The sequence below is a fragment of the Flavobacterium chryseum genome (assembly GCF_004362015.1).
Classification (GTDB): Bacteria; Bacteroidota; Bacteroidia; order Flavobacteriales; family Flavobacteriaceae; genus Flavobacterium.
Genome location: NZ_SNWW01000008.1, coordinates 12,951 through 32,257, shown reverse-complemented (window position 1 = coordinate 32,257; position 19,307 = coordinate 12,951). Strand labels below are relative to the sequence as shown.

11 protein-coding genes are annotated in these 19,307 nt (G+C 33.8%); 8 read left to right on the top strand and 3 right to left on the bottom strand.

The features are described from left to right. Positions 1-4: 4 nt before the first annotated feature. The 3 genes from EV143_RS15470 to EV143_RS15460 all read right to left on the bottom strand — a co-directional run bounded on the left by EV143_RS15470 (position 5) and on the right by EV143_RS15460 (position 7,550). The gene (locus tag EV143_RS15470; protein WP_133508851.1) at positions 5-3,349 is read right to left on the bottom strand and encodes a SusC/RagA family TonB-linked outer membrane protein; all 3,345 of its coding nucleotides are present in this window, start codon (positions 3,347-3,349) and stop codon (positions 5-7) included. A gap of 29 nt (positions 3,350-3,378) precedes the next feature. Continuing rightward, complete coding sequence (locus tag EV143_RS15465) at positions 3,379-5,979, bottom strand: zinc-dependent metalloprotease (RefSeq protein WP_133508850.1); 2,601 nt, start codon at positions 5,977-5,979, stop codon at positions 3,379-3,381. Positions 5,980-6,086: 107 nt separating this feature from the next. Continuing rightward, positions 6,087-7,550, bottom strand: a complete 1,464-nt coding sequence (locus EV143_RS15460) for a sensor histidine kinase (RefSeq protein ID WP_243739885.1) — start codon at positions 7,548-7,550, stop codon at positions 6,087-6,089. 368 nt (positions 7,551-7,918) lie between these two features. Here EV143_RS15460 and EV143_RS15455 point away from each other — a divergent pair, with 368 nt between their 5' ends. The 8 genes from EV143_RS15455 (at position 7,919) to EV143_RS15420 (ending at position 19,274) form a co-directional block, all read left to right on the top strand. Continuing rightward, entirely contained in the window at positions 7,919-8,515 is a 597-nt protein-coding gene (locus tag EV143_RS15455; RefSeq protein WP_133508848.1) for a TetR/AcrR family transcriptional regulator, read from the top strand. A gap of 5 nt (positions 8,516-8,520) precedes the next feature. After that, positions 8,521-8,748 carry a hypothetical protein gene (locus EV143_RS15450; protein WP_133508847.1) on the top strand — a complete coding sequence of 76 codons (228 nt, stop codon included), beginning with the start codon at positions 8,521-8,523 and terminating at the stop codon, positions 8,746-8,748. A 35-nt stretch (positions 8,749-8,783) separates the two neighbouring features. Further along, entirely contained in the window at positions 8,784-10,031 is a 1,248-nt protein-coding gene (locus EV143_RS15445) for an MFS transporter (protein ID WP_133508846.1), read from the top strand. Positions 10,032-10,285: 254 nt separating this feature from the next. Then, positions 10,286-10,876 (top strand): murein L,D-transpeptidase catalytic domain-containing protein, encoded by a 591-nt coding sequence (locus EV143_RS15440; protein ID WP_133508845.1) that lies wholly within the window; start codon positions 10,286-10,288, stop codon positions 10,874-10,876. Between the two features lie 180 nt (positions 10,877-11,056). Next, on the top strand, positions 11,057-12,067 hold the full coding sequence (locus EV143_RS15435; RefSeq protein WP_133508844.1) for a LacI family DNA-binding transcriptional regulator: 1,011 nt from the start codon (positions 11,057-11,059) through the stop codon (positions 12,065-12,067). A gap of 300 nt (positions 12,068-12,367) precedes the next feature. Continuing rightward, positions 12,368-15,457: a SusC/RagA family TonB-linked outer membrane protein gene (locus EV143_RS15430; protein ID WP_243739884.1), complete on the top strand. Its 3,090-nt coding sequence runs from the start codon at positions 12,368-12,370 to the stop codon at positions 15,455-15,457. Positions 15,458-15,468: 11 nt separating this feature from the next. Further along, the gene (locus EV143_RS15425; protein WP_133508842.1) at positions 15,469-16,986 is read left to right on the top strand and encodes a SusD/RagB family nutrient-binding outer membrane lipoprotein; all 1,518 of its coding nucleotides are present in this window, start codon (positions 15,469-15,471) and stop codon (positions 16,984-16,986) included. A 299-nt stretch (positions 16,987-17,285) separates the two neighbouring features. Continuing rightward, a complete protein-coding gene (locus EV143_RS15420; RefSeq protein ID WP_133508841.1) occupies positions 17,286-19,274 on the top strand; it encodes a beta-mannosidase in 1,989 nt (662 codons plus the stop codon). The last annotated feature ends 33 nt before the right edge of the window (positions 19,275-19,307 follow it).

Genomic DNA, 19,307 nt, shown 5'->3' with positions numbered 1-19,307 from the left:
CAGTTTAAAAAGTTAAGTTACATCCTAGAGATAATGATCTAGGAATTGGTTGCGCGTAGATATTTCCGTAAGTTTCAGGGTCAAAGTAACCTTTGTAATCAGAACTTACAACAAATAAGTTTCTTCCCTCGACACTAAATCTAATATCTTCCATGAAAACACTATTAGTCGCTTTTTTAGGTAAAGAATATCCTAAACGAATACTGCTTAATCTCATGTAACTCATCTCTTTTACCCATGTATCAAGTAAGGCATAAGAATCTACAGTGTTTGCAGTAGCATACCAGTCATAAGCCATCCAGGAATCACCTGTTCCAGAATTTTTACCTACAATACCAGGTAAGTTTGAGGTAGTGTTTGTAGATGAATAAGCATTCAAAATAGCAGTAGAATAGTTTTGTCCACGGTCTACTTCAGTTCCACTATAAGGAGGTCTTTCTACAACAGTTTGTTTAATGTTAAAAGTAGTAGCAATGGTTAGGTCAAAGCTGTGTACTTTAAAAGTGTTGATAAAACCTCCTGTAAATTTAGGGTCACGATCTCCTTCGTAGGTAAATAGGTCACGTGTTTCTGTTGCTGTTAAGCGTGATTGCGATATTTCTCCAGGAAAAAGATCTGCATAAGGGTCATAAAGGGCAAAAAAGGTGTTTGTATTAACTGTTTCTCCATTTTTATTAATAAATAATGGGTATCCATTTTCGTCGATTCCTGCTGTTTTTAGGGCGAATACAGCATTAACCGGATATCCTTGTCTTGAAGGAGTATAAGTATTCTCTCTAATTTGAATACGGTCTACATTACTCTTGTTGTGAGAGAAATTAATATTAGTAGTCCATGAGAAATTAGGACGTTCGATATTTTTTGTTGTTAATGCAATTTCATAACCTTTATTAGACACTTGTGCCCAGTTTAAAGTAGAAAATTCAAAACCATTTTCGATAGGAAGAGATTGTAAACCAATCAAATCGCTACTTTTTCTTCCGTAAATATCAGTTACAACACTTACACGGTTGTTAAACAATCCAAGATCAAAACCAAAGTTGGTATTGGTTGTTTTTTCCCATCTTAATTTATCGTTTGGCGGAGATGAGATAAAAATAGTTGGCTCATTTTGTCCTGGCAATAATACTACGTTTTTGTACTCTCCAACAACATAAGGAGACGTATTTTTGTCGATATTTCCTTGTAAACCATAAGAAGCACGTAATCTTAAAGTAGATAAAAATGTACTTTCTTTTAAGAAATCTTCTTCAGATACTAACCAAGAACCAGAAAGCGCCCATAATGGTAAGTATTTGTATTTAGGATCTACACCAAATAAATCAGATCCGTCGTAACGCACACTACCAAAAGCAGTATATTTTCTGTTGTAAGTATAAGATGCTGTAGCAAAGAATGAAGCAAATGCATTTTCGTTCTCTGTTTTTTGATATGTTCTGTAGTCAGCCTGGTTTGCAAGACTTTCGTTAGGGAAAACGATTTGCTTAGTCGTTAAGTTTGTTGGATTAAATCCAAAACCTTTAGTTGCAATAGAAGTATTGTAATTTCTTCTTAATTCGCTACCAGCCATTACCTCAACCTCATGCTTTTTGTTGAAAACAGCACTGTAGTTTAACATCGTTTTCCAGTTGTACTGGAAAAAGTCAGTGTTCGAATTTTGAATAATTCCACCATCAGGAAGGAAATAAGTAGCCACTCCGCCACTAAATCTTCTTGTTTTTTCTCTTTCTTTTCTAGTGTAATACGTTTCTTTATCTGCAAATTTCTCAGAAGCATTATTGTCAAATTGAAGACCTACCTGAGTAGTTGCTTTGAAGTTTTTAGTAATGTTATAATCAATATCTAGTATCGCTTTTATAGCTCTGTTTTTTAATTCGTAAGATGTATTTTCTCTCTCTTCAATGAAGTTAAAAGGAACATATACAGAATTATTTCCATATCCTGCAATATCCTTATCGTAGTTATAACTTCCATCAGCATTTCTAGGCGTTAAATAAGGGTTTACCGTTCTTGAATAATTTGCAGGATTTGTAAAACCATCTGTATCTGTTAAATACGATTTTGTGGTACTTTGAGAACCAAAAATACTAACACCAACACGTAATTTATCGCTTACTTCAAAATTGTTTTTTAAGGTAAGGTTGTATCTGTCGAATCCGGTTCCAATTGTAGTTCCTTCTTCATTATAAGCTCCAAGAGAGAAATAGTAATCAGATTTTTCTCCACCACCTGATACACTCACACCATATTGCTTATTAACTGCATCCTGGTACAATAAATTACCCCAGTTTGTATTGTTGTTTTTTAATGCATTAATTGAATTTTGAGTTTGTGGATTAAGAGAAGAAAAACCTCCGGCTCTGTAAGCTGCTAATTCGTTAGAACCGTTTAGAATGCGGGAAACTTGTCCGCCGGTAGCTCTGTAAGTTAAGTTTTCATCAGAAGCCATTGCCAATTCAAAATCAACTTTTTGAGATGAATTCATCAAGTTTAATTTAGAAAAGTCAGGTCTTTGTGTAAGGAAAGTATTCGTAGTAAAATTTACTCTCATATTTCCTTTTTTTCCTTTTTTCGTAGTCACAACGATAACTCCGTTTGCAGCTCTTGCTCCGTAAATAGCAGTTGCAGAAGCATCTTTTAAGATCGTGATATCTTTAATATCTTCCGGGTTTAAACCAGCGATAGAAAAGTTAGTCAACTGATCGATATTGTCTTTATCATAGTTTTGTGGAACATCATTTCCTTCTAAAGGCAAACCATCTAAAACCCATAATGGATCTTGTGGACCTGAAAGCGAAGCTGTACCACGAATTCTCACTTTCGCGATAGTACCAGGAGCACCTGTAGCCTGAGTCACGGCAACACCCGTAACCTGACCAATTAATAACTGATCAATACTCGCAACACCCGCTTGCTGAATGTCGATCATGTTTGCTTTACCAACAGCAGAAGTAAGTTTTCTTGTTTCGATTTTTTGGTAACCCGTAACAACAACCTCTTTCAACTCTGCAGTTTCAGATTTTAAATTGATGTTGTACGTTTTTTGGTTGGTAACTTCAAGAGAAGTAGACTCATATCCAATGTAAGTTACCCTTAAAAACTTTACGTTATTGTTTATTTTTAATTCGAATGTACCATCAAAATCGGTAACGGTACCAAGGCTTGAACTTTGAATAACACCTTTTTGTTGTGTGCTGTTTGAAATGGAAGCGTTTTCTACAAAAACCGATACACCGTATAAGGGCATTCCGTCTTTGGCATCGCTTACTTTTCCTTTAATTGTTCTGGTTTCTTGTGCAAACCCGGAAAGGGTAAGCATAAAACTCAGGATGTAAAATAGATTCTTCATTAGGGAGTTTTGGATTTGGTTAAAATTTATTATAATGTGTTGTTTAATGCTCTTTCAATTCGTTGAATCAAGTCGAAATAATGATTTTTCGTTTCCTGATTTCCAATATTTCTTTTCGATTTTAATAATTGTAAAACCTGATTTAATTCTCCTTTTTTATCAGATGTTACTTCCGAAACTCTCTTTAAAAAAGACTGATTAATATTGCGTGCCATTTTCGAATTATCTAAATAATCACACAATTGCGGCATGTTTAGGTTTTCATGAATTTCGATACTTTTTTTAGGTTCTGTTTTTTCAAAAAGTTTGTTTGTCGATACAATTAAAACATCAACATAATTTTTCTGAGTCAGACGTTCTAAAATCGTCAATGATTTATTTTGGATGGTCGAAGCAAAAATACTTTGACGTAACGTTTTAAATAATTGCGTTACTGTAAACACGTTTTCTTTCGTTTCATTACGCTGAAACAATTCGTTTTCAGTAATGCGCAACAAACGGTCATCATTCAATATATTGTACAAGGTTGCGTATTGATGTTCTCTTGCCAAAGTATAAGGCGTATATTCATAAGGCCCAAGCGGAGAATCTTTTAAAGGATTTGTTTTATCTAAAATCGGATTGAAAAACAACCATTCAGGAAGCGCAATACAGTTTTTTAATAAATAAGCAACCGCTCTTTTTTGTATCGCAGCCGGAACCGCAACATAACTCGATTTGTTATCACCGTGAACAGTTGTGTTTAAATAAACACCTCCAATATTGCTTAATACGTGGTAGTTATACAAACTCCATTGACCAATTGCGCCAATATAAAGTTTACCCGTTCCGTAGTAAGATTCATCTTTATCATACGTCCATTCCAGAATGTTGCTTACCACTCTTTTCAGGTTTTTAAGTCCGTATTCTCCGGCTTTCATAGCATCATTTCCTAAATCTTCAGATTGTGAACGCGGATCAATTGGAGCTTCTCCGTCTTGTTGTTCTCCATAAAAATAAATAGGATCATCCTGGTGTTTGGTAATCAAAGCATTTAAAGCAGTATGTTCTTCATTTTCATTAGCATACCATCTGTAACCCCATTCAATTGCATATTTGTCATATTCACCAATTTTTGGCGTAATTGCTTCTACATGATCTTCTGGCTGCGCAATATAATTGTATCGTGCATAATCCATAATAGAAGGAGCAGTGCCGCCCATTTTTGCCGTAAATTCTTTAGATCGCAGCGATTCAACATCATAAGCAAATGAAGCGCCCATATTGTGTCTCAAACCAAAAGTGTGACCCACTTCATGAGACGAAACAAAACGAATTGCTTCTCCCATATGTTCATCACTAAATTTATTTCCTCTGGCTTTTGGGTCAATTGCACCCGTTTGTATGCGCATCCAGGTTTGAAGTGACGTCATTACATTATGCCACCAGATAATATCTGATTCGATAATTTCGCCACTTCTTGGATCAACAACCGCTGGTCCCATCGCATTTGCTTTTTGCGACGCAACATAAGTAATAACAGAATAACGAACGTCATCGATATCAAAATCAATATCTTCATCCGTAGGTTCTTTTGCGATAACAGCATTTTTAAATCCCGCTTTTTCAAACGCAATTTGCCAATCGCGAACCCCTTCTATTATATACGAGCGCCATTGTTTAGGTGTCGAAGGATCGATGTAGTAAACAATGGGTTTCTTAGGCTCTACTAATTCGCCATTTTTATATTTTTCAAGGTCTTCTTTTTTAGGTTCTAATCTCCAGCGTGTAATTAATTCTCTCTCACGCATTGCTTGCTGATCATCACTAAAATACCAGTGTTTTTCTGAGAAATAACCAACACGTTTGTCTGCAAAACGAGCTTGCATTGGTACTTTATCCAGCAAAATAATATTACTTGTAACACCAATTGTAACTGATAATGCAGAACCGCCTTCGCTTACAGAAGTTGTAAGCTGTGATTTTACAACGATATTTTTAGGAAACGTTTTCACACTTTCGATATATGACAGTTCTGATTTTACAGATCCACCTAAACCAACATTACTTAAAACATCATTAAAACTTTTTTGTTTTCCGTCAAAAACCTTATTTGCTTTGATAACAATTGAAGTAGAATCGTTGTTTTTTGTTTCAATATCAAAAACTTCTATAATAGATTCCGAAAAATTAGCATTTACCGAAGCCGTTATAGCGTCTCCAATTGGGGATGAAACTTTTGGGACAGATGATTTAACCCAAACTTTTTTAGCAACAAGATCTTTGTGGAACGTGATGATCTTGTTTTCATAATTCATCCCTCTATTTAATCCGGCATCATTAACCGGCATTGGAACATTTGAAATTTTATTAACGATTAAAAATTCTCTTTGAAATAATGAATCGTTTATTTCTAAATATAAATCTGTTTTAACCTGAATTGTATTGAATAATCCTTTTTTGAAAGTTCCTTGTTTTAAAAGGTCAGCGTATTTTTTTCCTTTATAAATTTTAACAGTATCAGTAATTTGTTCAGTAGAATCTTTTTTATCTTTTTTATTCTTTTTTTGAGAAACCATAGTACTGGTACTTAATAGTACTGCCACTAAAACAATATTTTTTAGGTTTATCAATAATGCCTTTTCCCTCATATTGAAGTTAAGTTTAAGTTAATTTTTTGCCGAAAATATTCGATAAATTATGTTAAAAAAAACAAAAAGGAGTGAGTGGCTATTTTTTGGGAGTGAATGTTTTCTTTTTAGCTTATTAGAGGTAAAATGCAAGTAAATTTCCCGTCTTTTTTGAAGACCTGAAAATCGTTTTTACCATAATATTTGTAGATACTTTCTAAATATTTGTGACCAAACTTAGATTCTCCGCCAAAGTTTTGCTTTTCGTTTAAGTTATTGATAATGATGACCTCATCCTCGTGAATGTCAATCGTTATTACTAAAGGATTTTCATCAGAAGCAATATTGTGTTTTATTGCGTTTTCTATCGCAATCTGAAAGGCTAAATAAGGAACTTTTTTTGCCAGAACATTTTCATCATCTGTATTATTGATCGTGAAAACGAATTCTTCTTTAAATCTCGTCTGCTGCAGGAAAATGTATTTCTCTATAAAAAGCAGTTCTTCCTGAAGTGTAACAATGTTTTGAACAGGTGGATTTATAAGATATCTGTAAATCTTAGAAAGATTCAAAGTAAACTTTCGTGCTACGGCCGTATCACCGTCAATAAGCATGTAAAGTGAGTTTAGCGAATTAAATAAAAAGTGCGGATTTATTTGCTCTTTCAGTTGTTGTAACTGAATTAAAGCTTTCTCTTTATTTATTTTTTCATTTTCTAAAAGCAATTTATTTTTTTCCTTAGATAGTATTGCCTTTTCTCTAAAAGCTTTCTTATTAAACAGCGTAAATAAATAAAAGAAGACAATTAAAATCGAAGTCGTGATGAGGTAAATTAGCGAAGCATACTTTTTTACGGAGTTTACATTTTCGCTTCCAATTTCTTTTGGAGAGTTGGCAGAAACATACCAATTCGTGTTTTTCACATTCAGTCGTTTCGTATATCTGATAATATCTAATTTCAGATATTCTGAAAAAGCAATTTTTCGACCAAAAAATTCGTCATTGATAAATGTAGTATCCGCCGAAGTTAAGTTTGTGAGTTTAAAAATATTCTTTTTTAAAAGCTTTACTTCCGGATGGTACAGGATTGTTCCTTTTTCATCAAAAACAAAAGCATAATTAGGAATATCGCGACCAACAGTCGAAAAATAAGATTGCAACGATTTAAGATCAACATCAAAACCATAGCGAACAATAGTGCCATTTGCAGCAGCTGATTTGAAATAAAGACGCCAGAAAAAGTTTTCATGATCCTGAACTATCCTGCCAGATTGACTTTTAGAATCATTTTTAAGAATAAAATCTTTTATGGTCGATTCTAAATTGGTAGAGCTTTTAGAAGTCGTAAATTCTATTTTGTTGTTGTTAATCTGATACCAATTATTTTTAATCAGACTATCATTCGCATGAATCGTACTTAAAACTTTTAAATGATCTGATAAATTTTGAGTATTACTTATCTGAATAACACGATCTATTTCATTTTGAATTTGTAAAAAGCTTGAAAACTCCTGTTGTACAATTTCCTGTCTTTTAATAAAATTTCGCTCCGTACGTTCAATATTTGATTTTTCTGTAATTTGAGTAATCAAATTACTTAGTATATAAAGAGAAAGTAAAGTAAGGCCAATAAATACAATTCCTAAAATAAAGAATTTGCGGCCGGAATAGATATTTTTTAAAGAAAAATTCAAAAGATGTGATAAGTATAAATAGTGGTATTTGGCTATTGAAATTAAAAAATTTCGTGGGCAAAGATAATATTTTCTTTGAAACAGCTTTGAATTTATATGACGGATATTATTGATAATCAGATTGAAAGAATTTTACTTCTTTTTGTTGAAATAAAAATATATGCGGTTTTGGATAGTTAAAACAAAAAATTTATTCCAGCCTGAAAAAAAACAATAATAAAAGAATGTTCATTCATTTATTATTTTATCTTTGTTAAAAATTAGGCATGAGAATACGGGATATTGATAAAGAGAATTTGGTAATCGAGAATGCAATCGATCAAATTGTAACAGATGGTTTTCAGGGTTTCAGTATGAACAAGCTGGCGAAAGCCTGTTCTATTTCCGTCGGGACCTTATACATTTATTACAAGGACAAAGACGATTTAATTAAGAAAATCGGAACCGCTACTGCATTAGAATTTTTTAGCAGTACAATCAAAGATTTCTCGACAGAAATGTCATTCGAAGAAGGATTATGGAGACAATGGGAAAACCGGGCTGACTTTACCATGAAGTATCCAAAAAGAGTTGCTTTTTTCGAAATTATCAAGCATTCGCCACACGGAGAAACAATCTTTGATTCAATCAAAGAATTTTCAGATTTCAGGGCTATTATGAAACAGTTTATAGACAACGGACTACGTAATAAAGAGCTAATTCCGATGACATTTGAAGTTTTTTGGTCTATTGCCTACGGACCATTATATACATTATTAAACTTTCACAGAGACGGGAAAAGTATGGGAGGAAAACCTTTTGCACTTGACAAAGAACTGATGAGAGAAGCCTTTCGGGCTACCATTAAGGCTTTAAAACCATGAAAATTATGGAAACAGATTTACAAAAAATACATATTTTTAAGACAGACATTACGAAAATAGATTCCAATTGTCCGATGCAGGAAACGCTGAATAAGCATTCGGACATACTGCAATGGAGTGTCGATTGCGAAGACGTTGACCGCGTACTGCGTGTCGTTTCAGAAAAACTTAATCCAAATGCAATTATCAGTTTAGTTACTGATTTTGGCTACCAATGCCAGGAATTGCCCTAACCAAATAGTACAAACAATAAAATGAAAAAACTAAAATAGAAAGTACTCCTTTTACCCTAAATCAAAAAATTATCATTGCCATTCTGGCGCTTTTACAATTCACGGTTATATTAGATTTCATGGTTATTTCTCCGTTGGGAGATATCTTAATGAAAACGTTGGATATGACCACATCAAACTTTGGTTTTGCCGTTTCTGCCTATGCTTTTAGCGCAGGAATTTCGGGACTGTTAGCAGCAGGTTTTGCTGATAAATTCGACAGAAAAAAACTGTTGATTTTCTTTTATACCGGTTTCATAATCGGCACACTTTTTTGCGCTATTTCTTCAAGTTATCACATGTTGCTTATGGCTAGAATCGTTACTGGACTTTTTGGCGGCGTTATTGGTTCTGTTTCTTTAGCCATTGTAACCGATTTATTTGTGATTCAGCAAAGAGGGCGCGTTATGGGTTTCATACAAATGGCATTTGCAACAAGCCAGATTTTAGGAATTCCGGTAGGATTATATTTCGCTAACCATTGGGGATGGCATTCGGCTTTTATTATGATTGCCGTTTTAGGAGCATTAATTCTTATTGCCATTATAACTCAAATGAAGCCTATAACCAAACATTTAGAATTACAGTCAGATAAAAGTCCGTTTCTTCATCTTTGGCATACACTTTCAAATAAACATTATCAGGTAGGTTTTACCGCTATTGCATTTCTTTCAGTTGGAGGTTTTATGTTACAGCCTTTCGGGAGTGCCTTTTTGATCAATAATATTCACATTAGTCAGTTAGAATTGCCAATGGTGTTTTTCTTCACCGGACTTTCGGTACTTTTTATAATGCCTTTGGTGGGGAAATTAAGTGATAAAATCAGCAAGTTTAAATTGTTTACTGCAGGTTCAGTAATTTCGATCGTTATGATTTTAATTTACACCAATCTTAATCCTATTCCACTATGGGAAATTGTCGTAATCAACATGATTTTATTTATGGGAATCATGAGCCGAATGATTCCAGCAACAACATTAAATACCGCAATTCCTGAAATGAAAGACCGTGGCGCCTATATGTCGATAACCTCATCATTACAGCAAATTGCGGGAGGAATTGCAGCTGTTTGCGCCGGATTTATCGTGCATCAGAAGACGAAAACTTCTCCATTGGAGAATTACGACATCTTAGGATATGTAATTGCTGCCGTGACATTCTCTACAATTTTATTAATGTGGAGAGTAAATAAATTAGCGAAAGCAAAAGATAAAAAGATAGAAGTACCGGTTATTCTGGAATAAATTCAAATAATTCTCAATAAAGAAGCCCTGTAAAATAAATGTTTTACAGGGCTTTTTCTATTTAATTTAAGTAGGATTTTTAAAGAAAAAAGTTGAAATAAATTAAGTCTTATTGTTTTGTTTTTCAGTCTTTTATGAGCTGTTTAGGTTCGAAGACCGAAGTAGATTTGTACTCATAAATTAAGGGTTTGAAATTATTAAAACTTCAAAACTAATAATTCAACCTTCATAGTAAAAATTTAAAAATACCACTTATGAAAATTTTCAATCTACTATTATTTTTTGCTTGTAGTTTTTTTGGTCATCCAAATAAAAATAACGAATTGACCGATGTTGAACTCGAAAGATTTAACGGTCAGGTAGCAGAAGTTAAAGCCTTCATAAATAGCAACACTGGATACAATACTAAAATTGCTTTTTTTATTGATATGAGAATTAAATCAGGTAAAAACAGATTCTTTGTTTATGATTTAGTAAATGATAAAATCTTAGATCAGGGACTTGTAGCAAACGGTTCCGGTTCTGAAACAAATGTTAGAGGAGAATTGAAATTTAGCAACGAACCTAATTCTAACAGTATTTCACTTGGTCGATATGCAATTGGAAAATCGTATAACGGAATGTTCGGAAAATCATACACGTTATCCGGCTTGGATGAAACGAATAGTAATGCCTTAAAAAGAGCCATAGTTTTACACCCTTATTCTGCCGTTCCCGAAGAAGAACAAGATCATTATATTTCAAACAGTCATGGTTGCCCAATGGTAAATGATGCCTTTTTTAAGAAGTTAGAAAAGATAATTGATAGTTCTAAATCAAAAATAATCTTACATATTTATTACTAAAAATTTTAGTAATAAAAAAATTAATTCTTCGCTAAATACTTGTAATTACTAAAGATAATGCTTTTATTTGAGTTTAAATAAATGATTCGTTCAAAAAAAAAGTTACAAAATCGTTTTAGTAAATGTTTTTCCATATATTTGTGATATCATTAACATGATTACTAATAATTTCTTAACTAAATGAAAAAGATTACTATTAAGGATATTGCTACACAGGCGCAAGTATCGATATCTACTGTATCTTTTGTCATAAACGGTAAGGGCCAAAAAATGGGAATCAGTACTAATGTAATCAAAAAAGTACAAGATGTAGCCGAGAAACTCAACTACAGACCAAGCATGATTGCGACCAGTTTAAGAACCGGAAAAACAAGATCAATTGGGCTTATTGTTGAAGATATTTCAAACCAGTTCTTTTCTGATCTTGCGAGAGTTATTGAAGATGAGGCTAAAAATATCGACTACAGAGTTTTTTATTGCAGTACAGGTGATGATGATGAACGTTCTGAAGAATTAATACACAGTCTTTTACAAGCAAACGTAGACGGTTTTATTATAACGCCGACACAAAATTTGGAATCGAGTATTGATTTACTTTTAAAATTGAAAAAACCAGTCGTATTAATTGACAGGTATTTTCCGGGACAAAAAGTAAGTCATGTTGTAATGGATAACTACGAAGGTTCACATTCAGCAACTAAGTTCCTGATTAATAAAGGCTGTAAAAATATTGCTGTTGTTAATAATACATCTGAAATGGTTCAGATGAAATTACGCGAAGAAGGTTACAGAGATGCTTTAAAAGAAGAAGGCCTTTATAATGAAAACCTTGTGCTTCATATGGAATATCATTCTAATGAAGAAGCCAGAATTGCATCAATAATAAAATTCTTTAAGAAAAATGCTGAAATAGATGCCGTTTTATTTCTTACCAACTATATGGGACTTACAGGTCTACAGGCGTTTAAGGATATGGGAATTGAAATTCCCGGAAATATTTCGGTTATTAGTTTTGATGATCATGACAGTTTTAAATTGCATACACCAACGATTAGTGTTGTTGCACAGCCAATAGAAGATATTGCCATTAAATCAATTCAATTATTGATGAGTCAGATGACTGATATGGAAGCATTTGAAGTCGAAAAAAGCCTTAAAAAAGGAAAATTAATTATCAGAGAATCCGTTTGATTCTGAAATATAAAGCATTAAAAAAAGAGCAAAGTAATTTGTTTTTTTTTACACATTTTACTAAATCGTTTTAGTAGGCAATAGTTGATCAAAATTGAAATACACATTATTTTTTTGATCTTTTCACTAAATCGATTTCTTGAAAATAAGACTATTTAAATTGTCCGTAATCCCATAGTATTCAACAGGTGGAGACCTTTGAATACCATATTAAATTGAGTTCAAATTTTTATTAATTAATTAAAAACAAGTAGGTTAAAACAAAACAAAATCAAAACAAATAAACCAAAAAAAATGCTTATGAAACGATTATTAGCAGTGTTAGGAATGGTATTGTTTAGCAGCTTAGGAGCTGTGGCACAAAACCGATTAATAACAGGCATAGTGGCAGATGCAGAGAACAAGGGAATTGTTGCTGCATCAGTAGAGGTTCAAGGAAAACCATTTAGCGCCGTTACAGACGCCGAAGGTCGATTTAAAATGAATGTTCCTGAAGGTAAAGTTACATTAATTGTATCTTCTATAGGTTTTGTATCAAAATCAGTAGCGCTTCAGGGAACTGAAACAAGAGTTTCGGTTGTATTAGTAGAAAATGCACAAGAATTAAAAGATGTTGTAGTAACTTCATTTGGAGTTAAAAAACAACGAAAAAGTTTAGGTTATGCAGTTGGAGAACTGAAAGGAGAAGACCTGACGAAAAACAAAGAAATTAACTTAGGAAATGCACTTCAGGGTAAAATTGCCGGAGTTAACGTTTCTGCACCAGTTACAGGACCGTCTGGATCCAGCCGTGTTGTAATTCGTGGAGCAACTTCAGCTTCAGGACTTAACCAGCCTTTGTATGTTGTCGATGGAATTCCGATTGATAACAGCCAACAAGGAAATGCAGGAATGTACGGAGGAGCTGATAAAGGAGATGGTATGTCATCTTTCAATCCTGATGATATCGCATCTATGTCAGTATTAAAAGGTAGTGCGGCTTCTGCTCTTTACGGGTACAGAGGATCAAACGGTGTTATTTTGATTACAACCAAAAAAGGAAAAAGTGGAACAGGAATTGGAGTAGATTTCAGTACAAACTCTACGTTTAATACACCGGTAAGTCTTTTGCACTGGCAAGATCAATACGGAGCCGGAGCACCTGTTAATGGTGTTGCAACAAGATTTGCAAGCGCGCAGGAACTTGGAGATTCATATTATTTTGCATGGGGAGATAAATACGACGGAACGCCTTCTATTGGTATCGATGGTATTACAAGACCATATCAGGCTTACGGAAAAGATAACGTTAAAAATTTCTACAGAACAGGATATTCTTTCAGTAATACTTTAGCAATTTCTGGTGGAAACGAAACGACAAATTTCAGATTATCTTTCGGAAATACTAAAGATGAAGCAATCCTTCCGGGAACAAGCTTTAAAAGAAATAACGTGACTTTGAGTTTAAATTCAGCTCCAAATAAAAAGGTAAGCATAGAAACAAATGCACAGTATATTGCTGAAAAAAGTAATAACAGACCTTATTTGAATGACTCTCCAAGAAACCCATCTTTCCCTGTTACTTTCATGACTCCGGGAACAGATATTAGATGGATCAACAATGCATACGATGAAAATGGAGGAGAAGCAGATTATTTTGCATCAAATGTATATCAGACAAATCCATATTTTGCAACGCAGGAAAACCTGAACAACGATCTTAGAAAACGTTTCATTGGTTCTGCAAAAGTAAATTATAATATTACCGATAAAATTTATGCAAAAGCGGTAGTTGGTATCGATGATATTAATTACGAATTTACAGAGATTGAACCAACCGGAATTAACTATTCTCCAGGTGGAGCTTATGAAAATACAGTTCAAAACCGTTCAGAGTTTAATGCTTCAGGTTATTTAGGATATAAAGGTGATATCGTTAAAAATCTTTCACTAGATGCTTTTGTTGGAGCAAACCGTCAGGATAACAGAACCAGTGGTATTAAAATGAGAGGAACTAACTTTATTGTTCCATTCAAATATTTTTATGCCAATACGCAACCGGAAAAAACAGAAAAATTATTTTCTGAAAGCGAAGTAAACTCTTTGTTTTACTCAGCAGATTTAGGTTACAAAGATTTCTTATATGTGAATTTAACAGGTCGTGAAGATTGGTTTTCAACTTTAGATCCGGCAAATAACAGTACTTTTTATCCATCTGTAAGTACCAGTTTTATTTATTCTGAAGTAATCAAATTACCGGAATGGATGTCTTATGGTAAAATTAGAGCAGGTTGGGGTAACGTTGGAGGGGCTTTGCCAGATGCTTATGCATTATCATTAACTTACAATACACCAGACGGACAAACAAACTCTCAAGGACAACCAATTTTAGGGGTTAATGGAGACACAGTTCCGAACAAATATTTAAAACCTTACAATGTAAGTACAATTGAGTTTGGTTTTGAAAATACATTTTTCAACAACAGATTGAGTACAGATTTGACTTTTTATCAAAAAAGAACAACAAACGATATTGCTGATGCTGATATTTCTCAGGCTTCTGGTTACAGAACTACAAAAATTAATGTGGGAGAAATCCTGAACAAAGGGGTGGAGTTTGCCGTAAATTTAAAAGCAATAAAAACACCAAATTTTGCATGGAGTGTTGGTTATAATTTTGCTTATAATAATAGTGAAGTGGTTAGTCTTTCTGATAAAATTAATACGAAATCATTAGAAGGAAACAGAGATGCAAGAGCTTCTGTAGTATTAGAAAAAGGGCAGCCTTTTGGAGTAATCAAAGCGTATGATTATTTAAGAGATGCAAACGGAAATATTGTACTTGACCCAAGTGGGAAATTCCTAAGAGGAAACCTGATCATTGCAGGACAAGGTGTTGCACCAACTTCAATGGGACTTTCAAATGATTTCTCTTATAAAAATTTCACACTTTCTATTTTTGTAGATGCTAAATTTGGAGGAGAAATTTATTCTGCTACAAACCAATTAGGAATGCGTTACGGATTATCTGAGGCTTCACTTGCTGGCCGTGAAGGCGGAGTTGCTGTTTCAGGAACTGATACTAACGGAAATGCTGTAAACTCAACAGTTTCTGCATACGATTACTGGAGAAGTTATAGTGATGTAACATCAAATTTTGTTTACGATGCTGATTTTGTAAAACTAAGAGCAGTTTCTTTTAGCTACAATTTCCCTAAATCGTACATCGAAAAAACACCTTTCCAATCTATCAGTTTAGCTTTCTCTGCTCATAATTTATGGACAATTTATGACAAAGTGCCTAATATCGATCCGGAGTCAAACTATTCTAATAGTAATGCTCAGGGAATGGAAAGAGCTTCTATGCCTTTGACAAGAAATTATGGTTTAACACTTAATGTCAAATTCTAATAATAAAAAAGATGAAAAATAGATATATTAAAATATTTTGTATCGCAATTGTTAGTGCAATGACATTAGCATCATGCGATAAAGGATTCGAAGAAATGAATACGAATCCAAATGCATTAACAGATCCGGCAGTAAAATCGATGTTTACACTTGCTGAGATTTATGTTGACGGTCAGGATTTTTCGAATACAAGAGGAAATAATATTTATGCCGCACAAATTGTACAGCAATTTTCTTCAATAGGAGGAGCGGGTTCAAAATACACGTATTCTTCTGAGTACTCAGGTGCGCTTTTCGGAGAAACGTATGGTAAAGGTTTAAATCAGATTTTTCAATTGATGTCTGTTTTACCAAATACAGATGAAAATTCAAATGCAATTCAGGCTTTAAGAATCATGAAAGTTCTCATGTTTCAAAAATTGACAGATACTTACGGAGAAGTTCCTTATTTCGAAGCCGGAAAAGGATACAACGGAAATATTTTTGCCCCAAAATATGACACTCAGGAAGCGATCTACAATGACCTTTTAAAAGAATTAGACGAAGCTGGAACCACATTAGATGCTAACAAACCTTTTGTTGGTGCAGCAGATTTATATTACCAAAGCGATGTTGCAAGATGGAAAAAATTAGCCAACTCAGTAATGCTAAGAGTAGCAATGCGTTTGTCTAAAGTAAATCCTGCAAAAGCTAAAGAATATGTAGAAAAAGCAGTTGCTAAAGGTGTTTTTACATCTAACGATGATAGTTTAGTTTTACAACATGATGCAGGTCCTGCAGGAGTTAGAACAAACCCAATAACTTCATCTTGGGTTAGAAATGATTTGAACGGAGGAGAATCAAATATAAAATTCAGTAAAACTTTTATCGATTTATTGAAAAATACTAACGACCCTCGTTTAAGAATCTACGCTAAATTAGAAGCAACAGGAGACAACAATCCTGCAAACCAACAAGGTCTTGCAAATGATGCTAAAGACTTTCCGGGTGGAGATAAAAAAGTTTTCTCAGATCCTAATACTTCTACAGTATTGCGTTTAGATGCACCTACATTAATCATGTCTTACGCTGAAGTTCAATTTATATTGGCAGAAGCAGCAGTTAGAGGATGGAATGTTGGCGGATCAGCACAACAATATTATGAAGGCGGAGTAAAAGCAGCAATGGAAGTCTTGACTATTTTTGGAAATGCAGTACCGGCAGTTACAGGTGCAGAATATACCACTTATATCACAACTTACCCTTTTAAAACTGCAGGAACAGAAGCGCAAAAAATTGAACAAATTATAACTCAAAAATGGATTTTATTGTTGTTCAACGGATTTGAAGCATTATCAGAATACAGAAGAACAGGATATCCGGTTTTAGTTCCGGTTAACGATCCAACAGGAGAAACTAACGGAACAATTCCAAGAAGATTAATCTACGATCAATCAGAACTTTTGACAAATGCCGATAATTATCAGCAAGCAATAAGTCGTCAGGGATTAGACAGAATGACAACCAGAATCTGGTGGGATAAACAATAGTTTTTAAAAATTTTGATTAGTTAGTTTAAGTAAGTCGGGCAGCTAGTACGTCGGCCGCCCGGCTTATTTTTAATTTCTATTTTGCTTTTATTAAAATTTAATGAATTGCTTCAGCGCTTAATTCAATAGATTTAGCACCTTTTTTTTCGCAAGATACAAAGTTGATTTTGCTGAAAAAGATGGAATTATTTCGAAAGAATTCAAAATGCGATGAGCACTTTTCCCTTAGAATTTAATAACATAAAAAAATAGAAAATTCATCTACAATAATAAAATCTGCACTTGCAGTAACAATAAAAATGAAACTCAAAAAAAGCTTTTATTGGTTAGTATGTTTTTGTCTCGCAAATCTTTCGTTTGTAGCCAATGCCCAGAATATAGATTTAAAAGAAGGCTGGCAATTCCGTGAAGTAAAAACAGACAAATGGTTTGCTGCCACAATTCCCGGAGAAATACATACAGATTTATTAAACAACAAAACAATTCCAGACCCATTTTATCGTGACAACGAAAAAAAGCTACAATGGATCGAAAAAAAAGACTGGGAGTATAAAACCACTTTTCAGGTAACTGCAGCCACATTAAAAAAGAAAAATACAGAACTGGTTTTCGATGGTTTAGATACTTACGCAACCGTTTATCTTAACAATCAATTGGTTTTAAAAGCCGATAACATGTTCCGTCAATGGCGAGTTGATGTAAAAAAAAGTATTAAATCAGGAAATAATGATTTGGTAATCGTTTTTAAATCGGCACAAAATGTAGTTGATTCATTAGCTAAAAAAGATTTACCATTCGTAATTCCCGATAATCCGCGTGCGTATGTACGTAAAGCACAATATCATTTCGGTTGGGATTGGGGACCAAAATTCACCACTTGCGGAATCTGGAAAACACCAAGATTAGAAGCTTACGACAAAAAAACTCCTGAGAAATCGTATGTACTAGATCGAAAAATAGAATTAGTACAACAACCGGACAGTCTTGGAAAATCATTTTATTTTAAAATTGATGGAAAGCCCGTTTATATGAAAGGCGCCAATTATATTCCGTCAGATGCTTTTCTTTCAAAAGTTACCAAAAAAGAATACGAAAAAGTAATTGCTCTTGCCAAAGATGCTAACATGAATATGCTTCGCGTTTGGGGCGGCGGAATCTACGAAGACGATTATTTTTATGATTTATGCGATAAAAACGGAATTTACGTTTGGCAGGATTTTATGTTTGCCGGAACAATGGTGCCCGGAGACGATGCTTTTTTTGATAATGTAAAAAAAGAAGTGCAATATCAGGTAAAAAGATTACGTCATCATAAAAGTATTGTTTTATGGTGTGGAAATAATGAAATCGACGAAGCCTTTAAAGATTGGGGATGGCAAAAAAGCATGAAAATGCCAAAACAAGATTCTATTCGTTTATGGAAAGATTACGTTCGCTTGTTTCAGGACAGTATTCCGAAATGGGTAAAAGAAGTTGATGACAAACGACCTTACATAAGTTCATCACCATTATTTCATTGGTCAAAAGCAAAAAGTATTACCGAAGGCGACAGTCATTATTGGGGAACCTGGTGGGGATTAGAAGATGTTGAAGCAGTACAGAAAAAAACAGGCCGTTTTGTAAGCGAGTACGGAATGCAGGCAATGCCCAATTATTCTTCAATCGAAACTTTTACCTTGCCCGAAGACCGATATTTGTATTCAGATATTTTAGAAGCACATCAAAAAGCAGGAAAAGGTTTCATGAAATTGGATTCTTATTTAAACCGTTATTTCATCAAATCAGAAAAAATAAAAAAGATGAGTGTTGAGGATTATACCTACCTCACACAATGTTTACAATATTACTCTTTAAAAAATATTATAGGAATTCACCGTTCAAAAGCGCCGTATAATATGGGAACTCTGGTTTGGCAGCTCAACGATTGCTGGCCGGTAGCAAGCTGGAGCGTAACCGATTATTATGATCGACAGCCCAAAGCAGCATGGTACGCCATGAAAGAAGCGTACAGAGATGATAAAACACCTGAAATAGATCTTACACGCCCAATAGATTTAAAATTAGAAGACCCAAAAATAACATGGGAAATAAAAGGAAATAAAGTAATTTTAAAAGCGTCAAAAAACGCAAAATACGTTTACGTTTCCATAAAAGGGTATACCGGAAAATGGAGCGATAATTACATCGATTTAAAAGCAGGAGAAGAAAAAATAATTTCGTTTGAAGGAAAAATTGAAAAGCCAGTTTTGAAGGTTTTCTCGCTTTATGAGGTTTTAAATAGGTACTAAGGTTATAAGTGGCAAAGGTTCAAAGGTTTTCTG